Here is a 14,247-nt window from a genome sequence, read left to right as displayed (position 1 = left end):
CGCCCGGGCCGAAGGCGGGTCGCTCGCCGAGCGCCTCGGTCGCTTCGCGGCTGATCGCGGTCGGTAGCAGCGCCTCCGCGTCGGGGTCGTGCAGCCGAACGCCGCTGCTCGGGAACTCGAGGATGTCGACCGCCGCTCGCGCCGCGAGCGTCGCGATCTCCTCGCGGTCCCCGCCGCGGAACATCTCGCGGGTCGTCTCGTGGAGCCGTCGGAGAGTGCGCTCGACGCGCTTCTGCTCGCCGATGTCGGCGTAGACGTTGTAGATGATCGTCTCGTCCGGCCGCTCGACGGGGATCACGTTGAGGATGAAATCGCGGAGCCCGTCGGCGGTCCGGCGCTGCACCTCCCGGCGGAGCGGCTCGTCGTCCGCGATCACCGCGCCCGGGTCGATGTGTGCGTCCCCGTCGGGGACGATCGCCTCACGGATCGTTCCGTAGTCGTGTTCGGCCTCGGAGAACCCGAACGTCTCCTCGAACGCCTCGTTGGTGGCGTCGAGCCGCCGCTCGCCCCCGTTCTCGGAGCCGGTCCTGGCGACGGGAAGCGGCAGGTCCTCGAACAGCGCGGAGAGCCTGTCGCGCTCGGCTCTAAGCGCGTTCTCCGTCTCGATCTGTTCGAGCGCGTCGGCGGCGTGGGCGGCCAGCAGTTCGGCGAACTCCACGTCGCCGTCGTCGAACGCCGCGTACCCGTCGGAGACCGCCTGAAACGATCCGTACGGGCCGATCGGGACGCTGATCGCCGAGCGGATGTCGTCGGCCACCGGATCGGCCAGCTCCTCCGCGTCGGCCGAGCCGCTCCCGTCGCCCCCGATTTCGGCGTCGGAGCCCGCGCTGCGGTCTGCCGTCTCCGGGTTCGACCGCCCCGGGCTCTTCGGGTCCTCTAGCTCGTTCGGGTCCGCCGGGTCGACGCTGAGGTTGTCGACGACGATGGTCCGCTCGTCGGCGACGGTGGTCCCGACGACGCCCTCGCCGAGGTCGAACGTCCGCACCTCGTCCTCGCTGACGTTCTCCGACCGCGCCTCGGGAACGAGCCGGTCGCCCCGGCGGCGCGCGGTGACGCAGCGGTCGAACGACAGAATCTCCTCGGCGGCGTCGACGACGCGCTCGAACACCTCGCCCGCGCTCTCGGCCCCGGACACCTCGGTCGCGAACTCGTGGATCGCGGCCACCTTCGCGTTCACCTCCCAGAGGTCGCGCTCGGCCCGCCGGCGGTCGAGGGCGTTCTCGACGCTGTTCGCGAGCATCTCGTACCGGTCGCGGCCGACGCCCTTCTGGAGGTAGTCGGTGACGCCGGCCGAGATCGCCTCGCTCGCGATCTCCTCGCTCCCGCGGCCGGTGAACAACACGAAGGGGAGGCCGGGATCGATCGACCGGACCTCCTCGAGGAGTTCGAGCCCGTCGATGCCGGGCATGTTGTAGTCGCTGACGACGCAGTCGACGCGGTCGTCCGCGACGACCCCGATCGCCTCCGTCGGCGACGTCCGCGTGACCGTCTCCACCCCGTCGACGAGCCGCTCGACGTGCGTGGCCGCGAGGTCGGCCGCTCCCGGCTCGTCGTCGACGAGGAGCACCCGCCGCGGTCCGCCCCCGGCCGGCTCCGATCCCCGGAAGGCGTCGGCCTCCCGTCCGTCACGGCCCCCCGTGGGATCGGTTTCCATGGGTGCACCTGCCCCTACGGGTAATTTTACTTTTCCCTCCGATAACCGAAACTGAGAACCACGCGGAAACAGACGCCGCGGAGCGCCTGACTCGTTACACCGTCCCGCTGAGAGGAGCTACAGGAAGTCCTCGACGTGGTCGGCGACCTCCTCGGGGGTGTCGCCGACGGGGACGCCCGCGTCGTTGAGCGCGTCGATCTTCGACTGCGCCGTGCCCGTCCCGGAGCCGGAGACGATGGCGCCGGCGTGGCCCATGCGCTTTCCCGGCGGCGCGGTGCGCCCGGCGATGAAGCCGGCGACCGGCGTGTCCATGTGTTCGCCGATGAAGCGGGCGGCCTGCTCCTCGTCCTCGCCGCCGATCTCGCCGCACATCACGACCGCGTCGGTGTCGGGGTCGGCCTCGAACGCCTCCAGGGCGTCGATGAAGGAGGTGCCGATGATCGGGTCGCCGCCGATGCCGATCGCGGTCGACTGGCCGAGCCCGCGCTCGGTGAGGTTGTCGACGACCTGGTAGGTGAGGGTACCGGAGCGGGAGACGAGCCCGACGTTCCCGTCGGAGAAGATGTTGCCGGGGAGGATGCCGAGCTTCGCCTCGCCGGGCGTGATGATGCCCGGACAGTTCGGGCCGATGAGGCGAGTGTCGGTCTCGCTCAGGCGCTTGTTCACCTTCGCCATGTCCTGGGTCGGGATCCCCTCGGTGATCGCGACCGCGAGATCGAGGTCGGTGTCCAGCGACTCGAAGATCGCGTCGCCGGCGAACGCCGGCGGCACGAAGATGACGGAGGCGTCCGCGTTCTCCTCCTCGACGGCCTCGTCGACGGTGTCGTAGACCGGGACGCCGTCGACCTCCTGACCGCCCTTGCCGGGCACCGCGCCGGCGACGACGTTGGTGCCGTACTCGATCATCTGGCCGGCGTGGAACTTCCCTTCCCCGCCGGTGATACCCTGCACAACCACTCTGGTGTCGTCGTCGACGAAAATGCTCATTGGGTCACCTCCTCGGCGTTCTTCACCGCGCGCTGGACCGCGTCCTCCAGCGTCTTCTCGACTTCAACGAGGTCCGTGTTCAGGATCTCCATCCCCTCCTCGGCGTTCGTGCCGGCGAGCCGGACGACGACCTTCTTCGGGATCTCGTCGAACTGCTCTAAGGCCTCGTTGATCCCCTTGGCGACCTCGTCGCCGCGGGTGATCCCGCCGAAGATGTTGAACACGACCGCGTCGACGTTCTCGTCGGAGAACACCATATCGAGCGCCTGCGTGACGCGTTCGGCCTTCGCGCCGCCGCCGATGTCCAGGAAGTTGGCGGGCGCGCCGCCGTAGTAGTCGACTAAGTCGAGCGTCGTCATCACGAGCCCGGCGCCGTTGCCGATGATACCGACGTTCCCGGAGAGGCGGACGTAGTCGAAGCCGTACTCGCCGGCCTTCCGTTCGAGGTCGTCCTCGTAGGACTCCTCCGCGAGGTCCTCGAGGTCGGGATGGCGGAACAGCGCGTCCTCGTCGATGTTCATCACGGCGTCCGCGGCGATCACGTCGCGGTCGCCCGTGATCATGACGGGGTTGACCTCGATCTCCGAGGCGTCGTTCTCCTCGTAGAGGTCGTACAGCGTCGTGAGGATCGAGGCCACGTCGAGCGCCACGTCGGCGTCGACGCCGGCCTCGTAGACGACCTTCCGGGCCTGGTACGGGTGGAGGCCGAACGCGGGGTCGACGTGCTCGCGCGCGATCGCGTCGGGGTTCTCCTCGGCGACCTCCTCGATGTTCACGCCGCCCTCGGTCGAGACCATCAGGACCGGTTCGCCCGCGCCGCGGTCCATCGTGACGCCGACGTACAGCTCGTCGACGAAGTCGACGCCGGCCTCGACGAGGACCGAGTCGACGGTGTACCCCTTCAGGTCCATGCCGAGGATCTCCTCGGCGTACTGCTCGGCCTCCTCGCGGTCGGTCGCGATCTTGATCCCGCCGGCCTTGCCGCGGCCCCCCACGTGGACCTGCGCCTTGATCGCGGCCGGGTAGCCGATCTCGTCGACCGCGTCGAGCGCCTCGTCGACGGTCGTCGCGAGCCGGGAATCCGGTACGGGGATCCCGGCGTCGGCGAAGATAGTCTTCGCTTGATGTTCGTGTAGTTTCATCCGTTTCGAAGGCCGGGAGACTCCGGCTTAAATTGTGCCGATTCGGCTCGAACGGCTGGCTGGCGTCGCTCGGCGGACGCCGCGGGGCGCGGGGTCGCTCCCCTCAGTCGAACGTCCAGTTCGTCTCGACCGCCGGCGGATCCGCCAGCGTCTGGTAGACGACGCAGTACTTCTCGGTGTACTTCCGGAGCGCCGCGCGGGTGTCCTCGTCGACGTCGCCGTCGACGGTGACGTCGAGACGGAGGTCCTCGAACCCGACCGGGGCCTCGTCGTCGACGCCCATCGTCCCGCGGAGATCCAGGTCGCCGCTGGCGTCGACGCTGATGTCGGCGTCGACGCCGAAGCTCTCGGCGACGGCCTGTGCGGTCAGCTGGGAGCAAGCGGCCAGCGCGCCAAGCAGGAGGTCGCCCGAGCAGGCTCCTCCGCCGGGTCCGCCGGCGCCCTCGTGCAGCTCCGCCTCGTAGATCGCCCGGCCGATGTCCACGCTACACGACCGCGCGTCGCCCTGCTCTTCCCCGGTCGCTGACAGCGTGATCTGGGCCGCCTCGGGGTTCTTCTCGTACTCTCTCTTCAGCGGTTCCTGATCGGCTTGCAGGTCATTCTCGGCCACGTGCGTCTCTCACTCGCACACACAAAAAGCGTTCTGCCGATCCCGCCCCCCGTCTCTCCCTCGCCGCCTCTCCCCCGGCCACCGCTCGGTCGTCGCCGCTCGGTCGTCGTCGCTCGGTCGTCGTCGCTCAGCCGTCGCCGCTCAGTCGTCGTCGCTCGGTCGTCGTCGCTCAGCCGTCGCCGCTCAGTCGTCGTCGCCGAGGATGACGCGGTGGGTCATCGCTTCCGGATCGAGCACCTCGTCGGCCTCCTCCTCGGTGAGGTAGCCGGCCTCGACGGCGGCCTCGCGGACACTTTTGCCCTCCTTGAGAGCGGTCTTCGCCACCTTACTCGCCTTGTCGTAGCCGATCGCGGGGTTGAGCGCGGTCGCGAGCGCCATCGACTGCTCGACGCGCGTCTCGCAGTGCTCCTCGTTGGCTTCGAGCTTCGCCACGAAGCGCTCGCCGAAGGTCTCGGCGGCGTTCGAGAGCAGCTCGGCGGACTCGAGGAAGTTGTGCGCGAGCACGGGCTTGTAGAGGTTTAAGTCGATCTCGCCGCGGGCGGCGCCGGCGGAGATCGCGGCGTCGTTGCCCACGACCTGCTTGTGGACCTGGTTGACCGACTCGGCGACGACCGGGTTGATTTTGCCCGGCATGATCGACGAGCCGGGCTGGTTCTCGGGCTGTTCGACCTCTCCGAGGCCGTTACGCGGCCCGGACGCGAGCAGGCGGAGGTCGTTGGCCATCTTGTTGAGGCTCCCGGCGATGGTGCGGAGCGCGCCGTGCGCCTCGCTCATCGCGTCGTGGGCGGCCTGCGCCTCGAAGTGGTTGTCGGCCTCGCGGAAGGTCGTGTTCGTCTCGTCGGAGATGTACTCGGCGGCGAGCTCCGGGAAGTCGGGGTGGGTGTTGAGCCCGGTGCCGACCGCGGTGCCGCCCAGCGCGAGCTCTCGGAGGTTCGACTGGACGCTCTCGGCGCGCTCGATGCCCTTCGCGACCTGCGTCCGGTAGCCGCTGAACTCCTGGCCGAGCCGGATCGGAGTGGCGTCCTGCAGGTGAGTGCGGCCGGTCTTGACGACGCCGTCGAACTCGGTCTCCTTGGCCTCGAGCTCGGCGTGGAGCGTTTCGAGGGCGGGCACCAGATCCTTCTCGACGGCCTCCAGGGAGGCGACGTGCATCGCGGTCGGGATCACGTCGTTGCTCGACTGGCCGTAGTTGACGTGGTCGTTCGGGTGGACCACCCGGTCGCCGATCTCCGCGCCCGCGATCTCGGCGGCGCGGTTGGCGATCACCTCGTTGGCGTTCATGTTCGAGGAGGTGCCGGAGCCGGTCTGGAACACGTCGACGGGGAACTGGTCGTCGTGCTCGCCGGCGATCACCTCGTCGGCGGCGGCGACGATCGCGTCGGCGGTGTCGTCGTCGATGAGGTCCAGGTCGCGGTTCGCCTGCGCGGCGGCCTTCTTGACGACGCCGAGCGCGCGGATGAACCGGCGACTCATTCCGATCCCCGAGATGGGGAAGTTCTCGACGGCGCGCTGGGTCTGCGCGCCCCAGTAGGCGTCCGCCGGCACCTGCATCTCTCCGAGGCTGTCCTCCTCCGTGCGGTAGTCCTCACCCATGCGTGCGCGTTCCCGCGAGGCCGGGTAAAAGCTACTGGAAGCGCGCCGGGAGCGAGAGTCGACTGGAAGTGAGACGCGGACGGGTGCGAGAGTCGACTGGAAGTGAGACGCGGACGGGAGTGAGACCCGGACGACCGCGAGCGCCGCGGACCTCGCCGGACGCTCACCCTCGGTTCGTCGCCCACCCCGCGAGCGCGAGGAAGCCGAGCGTCATCCCGAAGAACAGCAGGAGCACCCAGCCGAACCCCGGAGCGAGCGCCTCTCCGCGGAGGAACTGCACGCCGAGGAACCCGGCGGCGACGACCGCGACGATCGGCCACGACGCGTCCTGCAACCGGCGCAACAGGGAGGGCGGAAGCCGCATGCGACGGCGTTCGGCGGGCGGAAGCTAAAAATCGGCGCCATCCTCGGCGGGCGTCATCGACCGCCGGCCAGTACGCGATCAGTCCGTCAGTACGCGATCAGCACCACCGCGACGACCGCGGCGCCGATGCCGGCGATATCGCTCACGGCGAGCGAGTCGCCCAGGGCGACGACGCCGAGCGCCGCGGCGACGACGAAGTACAGCGCCGTGATCGTCGTCGCGATCCCCGCCGCGCCGGCCTGCAGCGCGGCATAGTACGCGATCGCGCCGACCCCTGAGGCGACGCCCGCGAGCGCCGCGATCCCGACCGCGCTCGGGTCGCTCCCGAGGACCGCCGTCCCACGGTAGAACACGTACAGCACGGCGACGCCGATCCCGACCGCGTAGGAGACGATCATCGCCGCCTCCGGCGCCATCGACCGCGTCGCCACGTCCGCCAGCACCGCCCAGACCCCCCACGCGACCGCGCCGATCAGCGCGAGCCCGATGACGTGGTTCACCGGCCCGGCCTCACTCTCCCTCGACCGGGAACAGCCCCGCTTCTCGGAGTTCGTCGTCGAGGGTTCCGTCGCCGTGTTCCGCGTAGTCTTCGGGCGTGTACGTCTTGATCTCCAAGGCGTGGACGGAGCGGGTCATGTGGTCGCCGACGGCGTCGTACACGCGCTGGTGCTGGTCGACGAGCGACTCCCCCTCGAAGGCGGGCGAGACGACCCACGCCGCGAAGTGGGCGTCCTCGTCCTCGTCGTCGTGGACGCGCGGGGTCGTCACGCGGGCCACGGCGTCCGGGATTCCGTCCTCGATGAGATCGGCGATTTCGGCCGGGTCGATGGTCATACGCCTCGTCGGGTCCGCCTCGTCAAAAAGCGACCGCATGATCGGTGGGGCGCGTCGCGTTCGGTTCGGCTTCGGTTCCGGTGACCTCGATCAGCTCTCGGTCTCGTTCGCGGCCGTTCCGTTCTCGGCGTCACTCGACCCGTCGTCGTCGCCGTCGTCTTCGCTTTCGCCGTCGTCCGATTCATCATCGCCTCCCTCCTCGTCATCGCCCTCGTCCTCATCATCACCGTCTTCGTCCCCGTCATCGCCTCCCTCCTCGTCATCACCGTCTTCGTCCTCGTCGATCTCGTTCACCTCCACGTCTCGCCCCGCGACCCCGCTCCCCGAGATCACGGGCTTGAGGATGTAGCCGTTGTTCGGGCCGCGCTTGACGACGTTGATGTCGAAGACGAAACTGACGGACTCGTCGGGGGTGACCTCGAAGCCGTTCGTGATCTGGAGCTTCTCGCTCGGGAGCTTCACGTCGACTTCCTCGCCGTCGACGATCCCCTCGACCGCCGTGACCGAGAGCTCGATCTTCTGGTAGCTCCCCGCCGGGATCTCGCCGTCGAACACGGCGATCGCGTCGTCCTCGATCACCTGCGTGAGGTCGACCGTCGCGCCGTCGAGGGCGACGACGGTGAAGCCGCGATCGTCCTCGTCGTCTTCGCCTTCGTCGTCCTCGTCGCTCTCGTCGTCGCTCTCGTCGTCGCCACCGTCGTCCGGGTCCTCGTCCTCGTCGTCTTCGCCTTCGTCGTCCTCGTCGCTCTCGTCGTCGCTCTCGTCGTCGCCACCGTCGTCCGGGTCCTCGTCCGCGTCGTCTTCCTCCTCCGCGGTTCCGTTCTCGGTGTCGTCCGTTTCGGTCTCGTTGCCGTCCTGATCGGAACCGTCGTTTTCGCCGTCGTCCTCCTCCGCGTCGTCCTCCTCGTCATCGGACTCCTCCTCGTCGCCTTCCTCGCTCGCCTCGAAGAGACGGGCCTCGTCGAGGGTGACGTTCAGCTGATCGAAGTCGTCGATGTCGGCCGGCGCGTCGCTGATCAGGAGCCGGAAGGTTCCGGTGAGCGTCTCGGAGCCGTCGGAACCGTCTGAGTCGTCCGAGCCGTCGCTCCCGTCGGAGCCGTCGGAGGGGGTGGGGACTCCGTCGCCGGCACAGCCCGCGAGCAACGTCGCGCTCGCGCCCGCGCCGAGCGCCACGAACTCCCGTCGCCGGAAGCCGTCGGCGGTGGTTTCCTGAGTGCGATCGTCGCCCGTCGTCCGCGATGGGTCCGTCATGGTGATTCAGCGAACGGCCCCTGTGCGGGTATAAATGGACGATACTCAGTCCGAATTTGGACGGATCAAGTCCGTTTTTCGCGGGAGCGCCGCGGTTCTTTATGAGCAGCCGGACGGGCCTCCGACCGGAGTCACAGCTCGGCCGTCTCGATGCCGGCCTCCTCGACGATTCGCTTCGCGTGGCGCGTGGCGCGCTCGCGGACCGCGTCGGCGTCGATCCCGACGTGATCGCCGTCGTCATACCGGATTCGGCCGTCGACCATCGTGAAGGTCACGTCGTCGCCGTGGGCGGCGTACACCAGGTGCGAGAGCGGGTCGTGGACCGGGGTGGCGCGTGTGCGGTCGGTGGTGATCCCGATCACGTCGGCGCGCTGGCCCTCCCGAAGGGTGCCGAGGCGGTCGAAGCCGGCGGCGCGCGCGCCGTTCGTCGTCGCCATCTCCAGCGCCGTCGGGGCCGGGAGCCGGGTCGCGTCGCGGGCGGCCACCTTCCCGAGCAGGCTCGCCTGCCGCATCTCGGTGAAGGGGTCGAGCGTGTTGTTGCAGGGCGGCCCGTCGTTGCCGAGCGCGACCGTGATCCCGCGGTCGAGGTAGTCCTGCACGGGGGCGATCCCGGACGCGAGTTTCATGTTCGAGGAGGGGCAGTGGGTGACGACCGTGTCGGTCTCGGCGAGCACCTCCCGCTCCGCCTCGTCGGTGTGGACGCAGTGCGCGAGCGTCACGTCCGGCCCCGTCAGGCCGACCTCGTCGAGCCACATGACGTTCCGCCGGCCCGTGTCGGCCTCCACCGCGGCGATCTCGTCCTCGTTCTCGCTGGCGTGGGTGTGGATCGTCACGCCGTCGTGGCGGTCCGCGAGGTCGCGGCAGCCGCGGAGGCAGGCCTCAGAGCAGGTGACGGCGAACCGCGGCGTGACCGCGTAGCGCACCCGGCCGCCGGCGGCGCCGTGGTACTCCTCGATCAGCGCCTCGCTCTCCGCGAGCGCGGCGTCGGTGTCCTCCAGCAGGCCCTCCGGCGAGTCGCGGTCCATCAGCACCTTCCCGAGGCGCGCGCGGATCCCCGTCTCGATCGCGGCCTCGAACGCCTCCTCGGCGTGGTTGACGGAGAGGTGGTCGACGACGGTCGTCGTCCCGCTCTCGAGGCATTCGAGGTACCCCAGTTCGGCGGCGGCGCGGGTCGCGTCGGCGTCCATCGCCGCCTCCATCGGGAGCACGGCGTCGAACAGCCAGTCGAGGAGGGCGGCGTCGTCCGCGATCCCGCGGCCGAGCGACTGCACCGAGTGCACGTGGCCGCCGACCAGTCCGGGCGCGACGATGTCGAGGTCGCGGCGCTCGTGGTCGGGGTACGCCTCGCGGAGGGTCTCGGCGTCGCCGACCGCGGCGATCGTCTCGCCCTCGACGACGACGGCGCCGTCGGGGATCGCGGTCTCGGAGTCGGCGATGACGGTTCCGGCGATCAGCATGTCCGTCCGTTCCTGACGGTCGTCTCTTAAGAGGGTGTCCCTCGCGAGTCGGTTTCGAAACGGCCGCGTCGCGCTCCGGTGCGCTCACTCCAGCTCCAGGTCGCGTTCCCGCTCTCGCTCCGGCCCGTCGCCGGCGCGGTCCGCCAGCTCCTCGGTCTCCAGCAGCCGGTCGAGCTTACGCTCGAACTCCGATTCGTCGATCTCGCCGCTCGCGTACCGCTCGCGCAGCGTCACGAGCGGGTCCGCGTCCGTGGACGAGGCGGACTCCACCTCCTCCTCGGACTCGACGAGCGGGAAGTCCTCGCCGAGCAGCGCGACCAGCGGGATCAGCACGAAGAACCCCAGGATGAACGCCGCCGGTCCGAGGACGCCGAGCGAGAGCACCGCCGAAAGCGACGTGAGTCCGAACGAGAGGATCGCGATGAGCCCGATCAGCCGCTTCTTCTCGAACGTCGGGAGGGGCATATCGCATAGAGTTCGACGAACCGACAAAAACGTACTGCCGGCGCTCCGCCGAGCGGGCCGGCGATGCGGTCGCCGGGTCGGCCCTCGCCCGCGACCGACGGCTATTCGTTTCGGCCGCTCGCATCCGGATCCGTGCTCAGATACGTGACGACGAACCCCGGGAAGGTGCGCGAGGCGGAGCGATACCTCCGGGACGGCTCGGTGGAGCGGCTCGACTTCGACTACCCGGAGATCCAGGCCGCGGAGCTGGGACCGATCGCCGCGCAGGGCGCGCGTGAGGCGTACCGCCACGCCGGCGAGCCGGTGCTGGTCGACGACGCGGGGCTGTTCGTCGAGGGGCTCGACGGCTTCCCCGGTCCCTACTCCTCGTACGTCGAGGAGACGCTGGGGATCGAGCGCGTCCACGACATCGCCGCCGACCTCGACGACCGCCGCGCCGCGTTCCGGTGCGTGATCGGCTACTGCGACGGCGAGGGGTTCGCCGCGAGCCCAGACCCGGTCGATCGCGGCGACCGGGGTGCGGCCGCGGCCGCGGGACCGGACGGGGAGGACGGGGACGGCGGCGCGCCCGACGAGGCCGAGACGCTCCCGGTCAAACTGTTCGAGGGGTACGTCCCCGGACGGATCGTCGCGCCGCGCGGGGAGGGCGGGTTCGGCTACGACCCGATCTTCGAACACGACGGGGAGACGTTCGCCGAGATGGACACCGACCGGAAGAACGCGGTGTCGCACCGCGGTCGCGCGTTAGAGAAGTTCGCGGAGTGGCACGCCGACCGGTAGGTCAGAGGACGGACGCCCGCCTACGCCGCGTCCGCGATCGCCGCCGCGAGGAGGTCACAGCCGAGTTCGATCTCGCGCTCGGTGACGTCGAGCGGCGGGAGGACGCGGAGCACGTCGTAGCCGCACGAGAGGGTGAGAAGCCCCCGAGAGAACGCCTTCTGCATGACGTCGTCGCGGCGCTCCTTCGAGTCGAACTCCACCGCGAGCATGAGCCCCTCCCCGCGCACGTCGTCGACCCCCGAGAGGTCGGCGTCGCGCATCGTCTCCTTGAACTGTCGCCCTCGGACCGTGGCGTTGTCCATCAGGTCGTGCTCGCGGATCGCGTCGAGCGTGAGCGCGCCCTGCGCGGAGGCGACGATGTCGCCAGCGCCCCACGTCGAGGAGAGCCGGCTCTTCTCCTCTGGGAACACGTCCGACCGGGAGATCGTCGCGCCGACGCGGAGCCCCTTCGCGCTGGCGATCACGTCGGGTTCGAGCGCGTAGTGGTCGGAGCCCCACAGCTCGCCGGTGCGGCCGACGCCCGACTGGATCTCGTCGGCGATCAGGGTGATGTCGTGCTCGTCGACCAGCGCGGCGATCTCGTCGGCGAACGCCTCCGAGGGGAACCGGTAGCCGCCCTCGCCCTGGATCGGCTCCATGATCAGGTACGCCACGTCGTCGGGGTCGATGTGGCCTCGATCCGGATCGAGCTTCCGTCGGAGCTGCGAGACGCCGTCGGCGAAGAAGCCGCACGAGCACGTCTCGGCGGAGCAGGTCCGATCGTCGCAGAAAGGCACGTCGTGGACGCCGCTTATCTCCGGGAAATCGCGGCGGTAGACGGACTTCGAGCGGTTGAGCGAGAGCGCCCCGAGGGTCCGCCCGTGGAACGCGCCGTCGAAGGTGATCGCGTGTTTCGCCCCGCCGGAGTCGTCGTAGGCGATCTTGATCGCGTTCTCGACCGCCTCCGCCCCCGAGTTCGAGAGGAAGACGGTGTCCATGTCGTAGTGGGCGGTGACTTCCGTGAGCCGCTCCATCAGCCCGGACGAGCCGGGGAGCCCGTCGCCGGGCGACTCGCCCCCCGCGACGTAGAAGTCCTGGCCCGCGATCTTCAGCGGGTCGACCAGATCGAACTCGGCGAGCGGCTCCATAATCTTCGGGTTGTTGTAGCCGAGCGGCGCGGCGGCGACGTGGCTCGTGAAGTCCATGAGGACGTTGCCGTCGACGTCGGTACAGAACGGCCCCTCGGCGGGCGCGGTGCGGTCCCAGACGAACTCGTAGACGTACGTGCTCGGCGCGGCCGACTCGTGGTGGTACGCCACCCACTCCCGCGCGCGGTCGCCTGGGAGGTCCGTCACGTCAGGCGCGGCGGTGTCGCGATCCATGCCGACGTGTGGCACTCGGGGAGAATAAAGCAAAGGCGATCCGAACGGAGTTGGAGATTCGTCCAACTTTCGATGCGGGCCGGCCGGACATGGGCAGAAGACGGGTGAAGCGGAGAAACCGGGAAGAGACGGAGAGAACGCGCGCGAGACGGGGGAAAGCGGCGATGTGAAGGACCGATCGCTACGGACCGCCGGATCGACCGTCTCGTGTTGGGGCGGCCGATCAGTGGTCGACGTATTGCGCCTCCCACTCGGTCCGCGCGTCGATCTCGCGTCGCCCGCGCCGGGTCAGCGTGTAGTAGTTCGTGCGCCGGTCGCGTTGGCCCTTCTCGACGAGCCCCTTCTCGACGAGCGTGTCGAGGTTGGGATAGAGCCGACCGTGATGGATCTCCTTCTCGTAGTAGTCCTCGAGCTCCTCCTTGATAGCGAGTCCGTGAGGCTCGTCCAAACCGGCGATCACGTAGAGCAGGTCACGCTGGAAACCTGTGAGGTCGTACATGCAACGGTGTATACATACCTATCGTGAATAAATAAATATACCGTTATATGATGCGTCGATCTCTTCGTCACCCCGCGTAATGTGCGGATTACACGGGATCCGTCCTGTCAGCGGATCAATCGTCGCTGCGATTCGATCGCCGTTACGCCGCCGTACGTTCGTTTCTGGTCTCTGATGTATCCCGCGTGCCGGGAGATCGACGGGCGGAGCCGAGAGCACGGTACGAAGGACGCTCCGGAGCGCGGGCCGAGGCGGGCTTCGGCGTTCCGAAGCGGCCTGTGGGGGTGAGCGAGTACGGGGGCGAGCCCGTCGCCGGGAGCGGTGTCGTCGCCGTCGCCGCTCCCGGAGCGTTGTCGTCGCCGCTCACGGAGCGTCGCCGGTATCCCGTCACCCTCGATCGGATCGGCGGCGTCGATCGGTGGCCACCGCGCGCGACGGGGCCGTCGCTCTTCGTGTAACGTATCGTCGGAAAGAGGCACGCCCGACGCGGAAAAAAGCCGCGTCGGGCCTGCCATTGGTCCCCGCTGACGCTTCGGCCCTCCAGACGAAGCGTCACCCGACCGTAGAAGGTACCGACTGATAAACCTAACGAGCGCGCGCTACATATGTTCCTCTTCTAACACCCAGCCGAGCGCGCGCTTGTAGTGAGTGAACAGCTCCTCGACGCCGCGGTGGCGCATCTCCTCGTCGTCCAACTGCTCGCGGAGGAACTCGTACTGCTCGCGAACCTCGTCTTCGGAGCGCATGGGCCCGGATACGGTTCGTGTCGGGATAGTGTTGTGGCCGAGGGATATGCACACGAAGCGTGCGGATCGGCGGCAAACATCTCCAAAGCCCCAGTCGCTGAGGCGGGCGCACGCTCGCTGCGGTCCTCGGTCGTTCGCTTCGCTCACTCCCTGTGGTCCTTGCGTCCCCTGCGCCCGCCTCAGCGACTGCCCCTTTGAGTCCCGCCCGACCGCACCCGCACCGCCGGAAGACGGTCGCCTCGCTGCGCTCAGCGCTGCGACTTCCGTGCTCCCGCTCGCTCCGCTCGCGGGACCGCAGCCTCACACCTCCCCAGCCTCGTCGCTGGCGGCTGGCGCCGCCAGCGACTCCCTCGCACGCGCTCCTTCGCGGCCGCCGATGGCGGCCGCTCGGAGGCGCGCGCCTTCAACACTGCTGCGGTTCCGTTTATAAGTGGTCGGCGCCCCTCTCGCGCTCCGCGCTCGCCCGGAACGATACGTTGATACGTCGACCGCCGGTACCCGATG

16 protein-coding genes are annotated in these 14,247 nt (G+C 69.2%); 2 read left to right on the top strand and 14 right to left on the bottom strand.

Features of this window, described 5'->3' with window-relative positions:
• The 11 genes from C471_RS05015 to C471_RS04965 all read right to left on the bottom strand — a co-directional run.
• On the bottom strand, nucleotides 1–1,654 hold a 1,654-nt coding region (locus C471_RS05015; RefSeq protein WP_004046961.1), incomplete at its 3' end, for a response regulator.
• Nucleotides 1,655–1,771: 117 nt separating this feature from the next.
• The gene (sucD, locus tag C471_RS05010) at nucleotides 1,772–2,641 is read right to left on the bottom strand and encodes a succinate--CoA ligase subunit alpha (RefSeq protein ID WP_004046960.1); all 870 of its coding nucleotides are present in this window, start codon (nucleotides 2,639–2,641) and stop codon (nucleotides 1,772–1,774) included.
• Nucleotides 2,638–3,783 carry an ADP-forming succinate--CoA ligase subunit beta gene (gene sucC / locus C471_RS05005; protein WP_004046959.1) on the bottom strand — a complete coding sequence of 382 codons (1,146 nt, stop codon included), beginning with the start codon at nucleotides 3,781–3,783 and terminating at the stop codon, nucleotides 2,638–2,640. Before sucC ends, sucD begins: the two co-directional genes overlap by 4 nt.
• A gap of 103 nt (nucleotides 3,784–3,886) precedes the next feature.
• The gene (locus C471_RS05000) at nucleotides 3,887–4,393 is read right to left on the bottom strand and encodes an OsmC family protein (RefSeq protein ID WP_004046958.1); all 507 of its coding nucleotides are present in this window, start codon (nucleotides 4,391–4,393) and stop codon (nucleotides 3,887–3,889) included.
• Nucleotides 4,394–4,576: 183 nt separating this feature from the next.
• The gene (locus C471_RS04995) at nucleotides 4,577–5,986 is read right to left on the bottom strand and encodes a class II fumarate hydratase (RefSeq protein ID WP_004046957.1); all 1,410 of its coding nucleotides are present in this window, start codon (nucleotides 5,984–5,986) and stop codon (nucleotides 4,577–4,579) included.
• Nucleotides 5,987–6,149: 163 nt separating this feature from the next.
• Nucleotides 6,150–6,350, bottom strand: coding sequence for a hypothetical protein (locus tag C471_RS04990; RefSeq protein WP_004046956.1), 201 nt, complete (start codon nucleotides 6,348–6,350; stop codon nucleotides 6,150–6,152).
• A gap of 86 nt (nucleotides 6,351–6,436) precedes the next feature.
• Nucleotides 6,437–6,850, bottom strand: a complete 414-nt coding sequence (locus C471_RS04985) for an EamA family transporter (RefSeq protein ID WP_004046955.1) — start codon at nucleotides 6,848–6,850, stop codon at nucleotides 6,437–6,439.
• A 10-nt stretch (nucleotides 6,851–6,860) separates the two neighbouring features.
• Nucleotides 6,861–7,184 carry a BolA family protein gene (locus C471_RS04980; RefSeq protein ID WP_049908972.1) on the bottom strand — a complete coding sequence of 108 codons (324 nt, stop codon included), beginning with the start codon at nucleotides 7,182–7,184 and terminating at the stop codon, nucleotides 6,861–6,863.
• Nucleotides 7,185–7,274: 90 nt separating this feature from the next.
• Complete coding sequence (locus C471_RS04975; RefSeq protein ID WP_004046953.1) at nucleotides 7,275–8,435, bottom strand: DUF4382 domain-containing protein; 1,161 nt, start codon at nucleotides 8,433–8,435, stop codon at nucleotides 7,275–7,277.
• A 131-nt stretch (nucleotides 8,436–8,566) separates the two neighbouring features.
• On the bottom strand, nucleotides 8,567–9,892 hold the full coding sequence (locus C471_RS04970) for a 5'-deoxyadenosine deaminase (RefSeq protein ID WP_004046952.1): 1,326 nt from the start codon (nucleotides 9,890–9,892) through the stop codon (nucleotides 8,567–8,569).
• A gap of 84 nt (nucleotides 9,893–9,976) precedes the next feature.
• The gene (locus tag C471_RS04965) at nucleotides 9,977–10,357 is read right to left on the bottom strand and encodes an SHOCT domain-containing protein (RefSeq protein ID WP_004046951.1); all 381 of its coding nucleotides are present in this window, start codon (nucleotides 10,355–10,357) and stop codon (nucleotides 9,977–9,979) included.
• A gap of 132 nt (nucleotides 10,358–10,489) precedes the next feature.
• Between C471_RS04965 and C471_RS04960 the strand changes: the two genes are divergently transcribed.
• Nucleotides 10,490–11,137, top strand: coding sequence for a non-canonical purine NTP pyrophosphatase (locus tag C471_RS04960; RefSeq protein WP_004046950.1), 648 nt, complete (start codon nucleotides 10,490–10,492; stop codon nucleotides 11,135–11,137).
• A 20-nt stretch (nucleotides 11,138–11,157) separates the two neighbouring features.
• Here C471_RS04960 and C471_RS04955 read toward each other — a convergent pair whose 3' ends face one another.
• Together C471_RS04955 and C471_RS04950 are read right to left on the bottom strand one after the other, a co-directional pair.
• Nucleotides 11,158–12,498, bottom strand: a complete 1,341-nt coding sequence (locus C471_RS04955) for an aminotransferase class III-fold pyridoxal phosphate-dependent enzyme (RefSeq protein ID WP_004046949.1) — start codon at nucleotides 12,496–12,498, stop codon at nucleotides 11,158–11,160.
• 223 nt (nucleotides 12,499–12,721) lie between these two features.
• Nucleotides 12,722–12,997: a PadR family transcriptional regulator gene (locus tag C471_RS04950; protein WP_004046948.1), complete on the bottom strand. Its 276-nt coding sequence runs from the start codon at nucleotides 12,995–12,997 to the stop codon at nucleotides 12,722–12,724.
• A 185-nt stretch (nucleotides 12,998–13,182) separates the two neighbouring features.
• Between C471_RS04950 and C471_RS17355 the strand changes: the two genes are divergently transcribed.
• The gene (locus C471_RS17355) at nucleotides 13,183–13,455 is read left to right on the top strand and encodes a hypothetical protein (protein ID WP_160163125.1); all 273 of its coding nucleotides are present in this window, start codon (nucleotides 13,183–13,185) and stop codon (nucleotides 13,453–13,455) included.
• A 141-nt stretch (nucleotides 13,456–13,596) separates the two neighbouring features.
• Here C471_RS17355 and C471_RS17600 read toward each other — a convergent pair whose 3' ends face one another.
• Nucleotides 13,597–13,743, bottom strand: coding sequence for a hypothetical protein (locus C471_RS17600; RefSeq protein ID WP_004046947.1), 147 nt, complete (start codon nucleotides 13,741–13,743; stop codon nucleotides 13,597–13,599).
• Between the last annotated feature and the right edge of the window lie 504 nt (nucleotides 13,744–14,247).

The sequence above is a fragment of the Halorubrum saccharovorum DSM 1137 genome, from assembly GCF_000337915.1.
Taxonomy (GTDB): domain Archaea; phylum Halobacteriota; class Halobacteria; order Halobacteriales; family Haloferacaceae; genus Halorubrum; species Halorubrum saccharovorum.
This window is presented reverse-complemented; position numbering and strand designations above follow the sequence as displayed.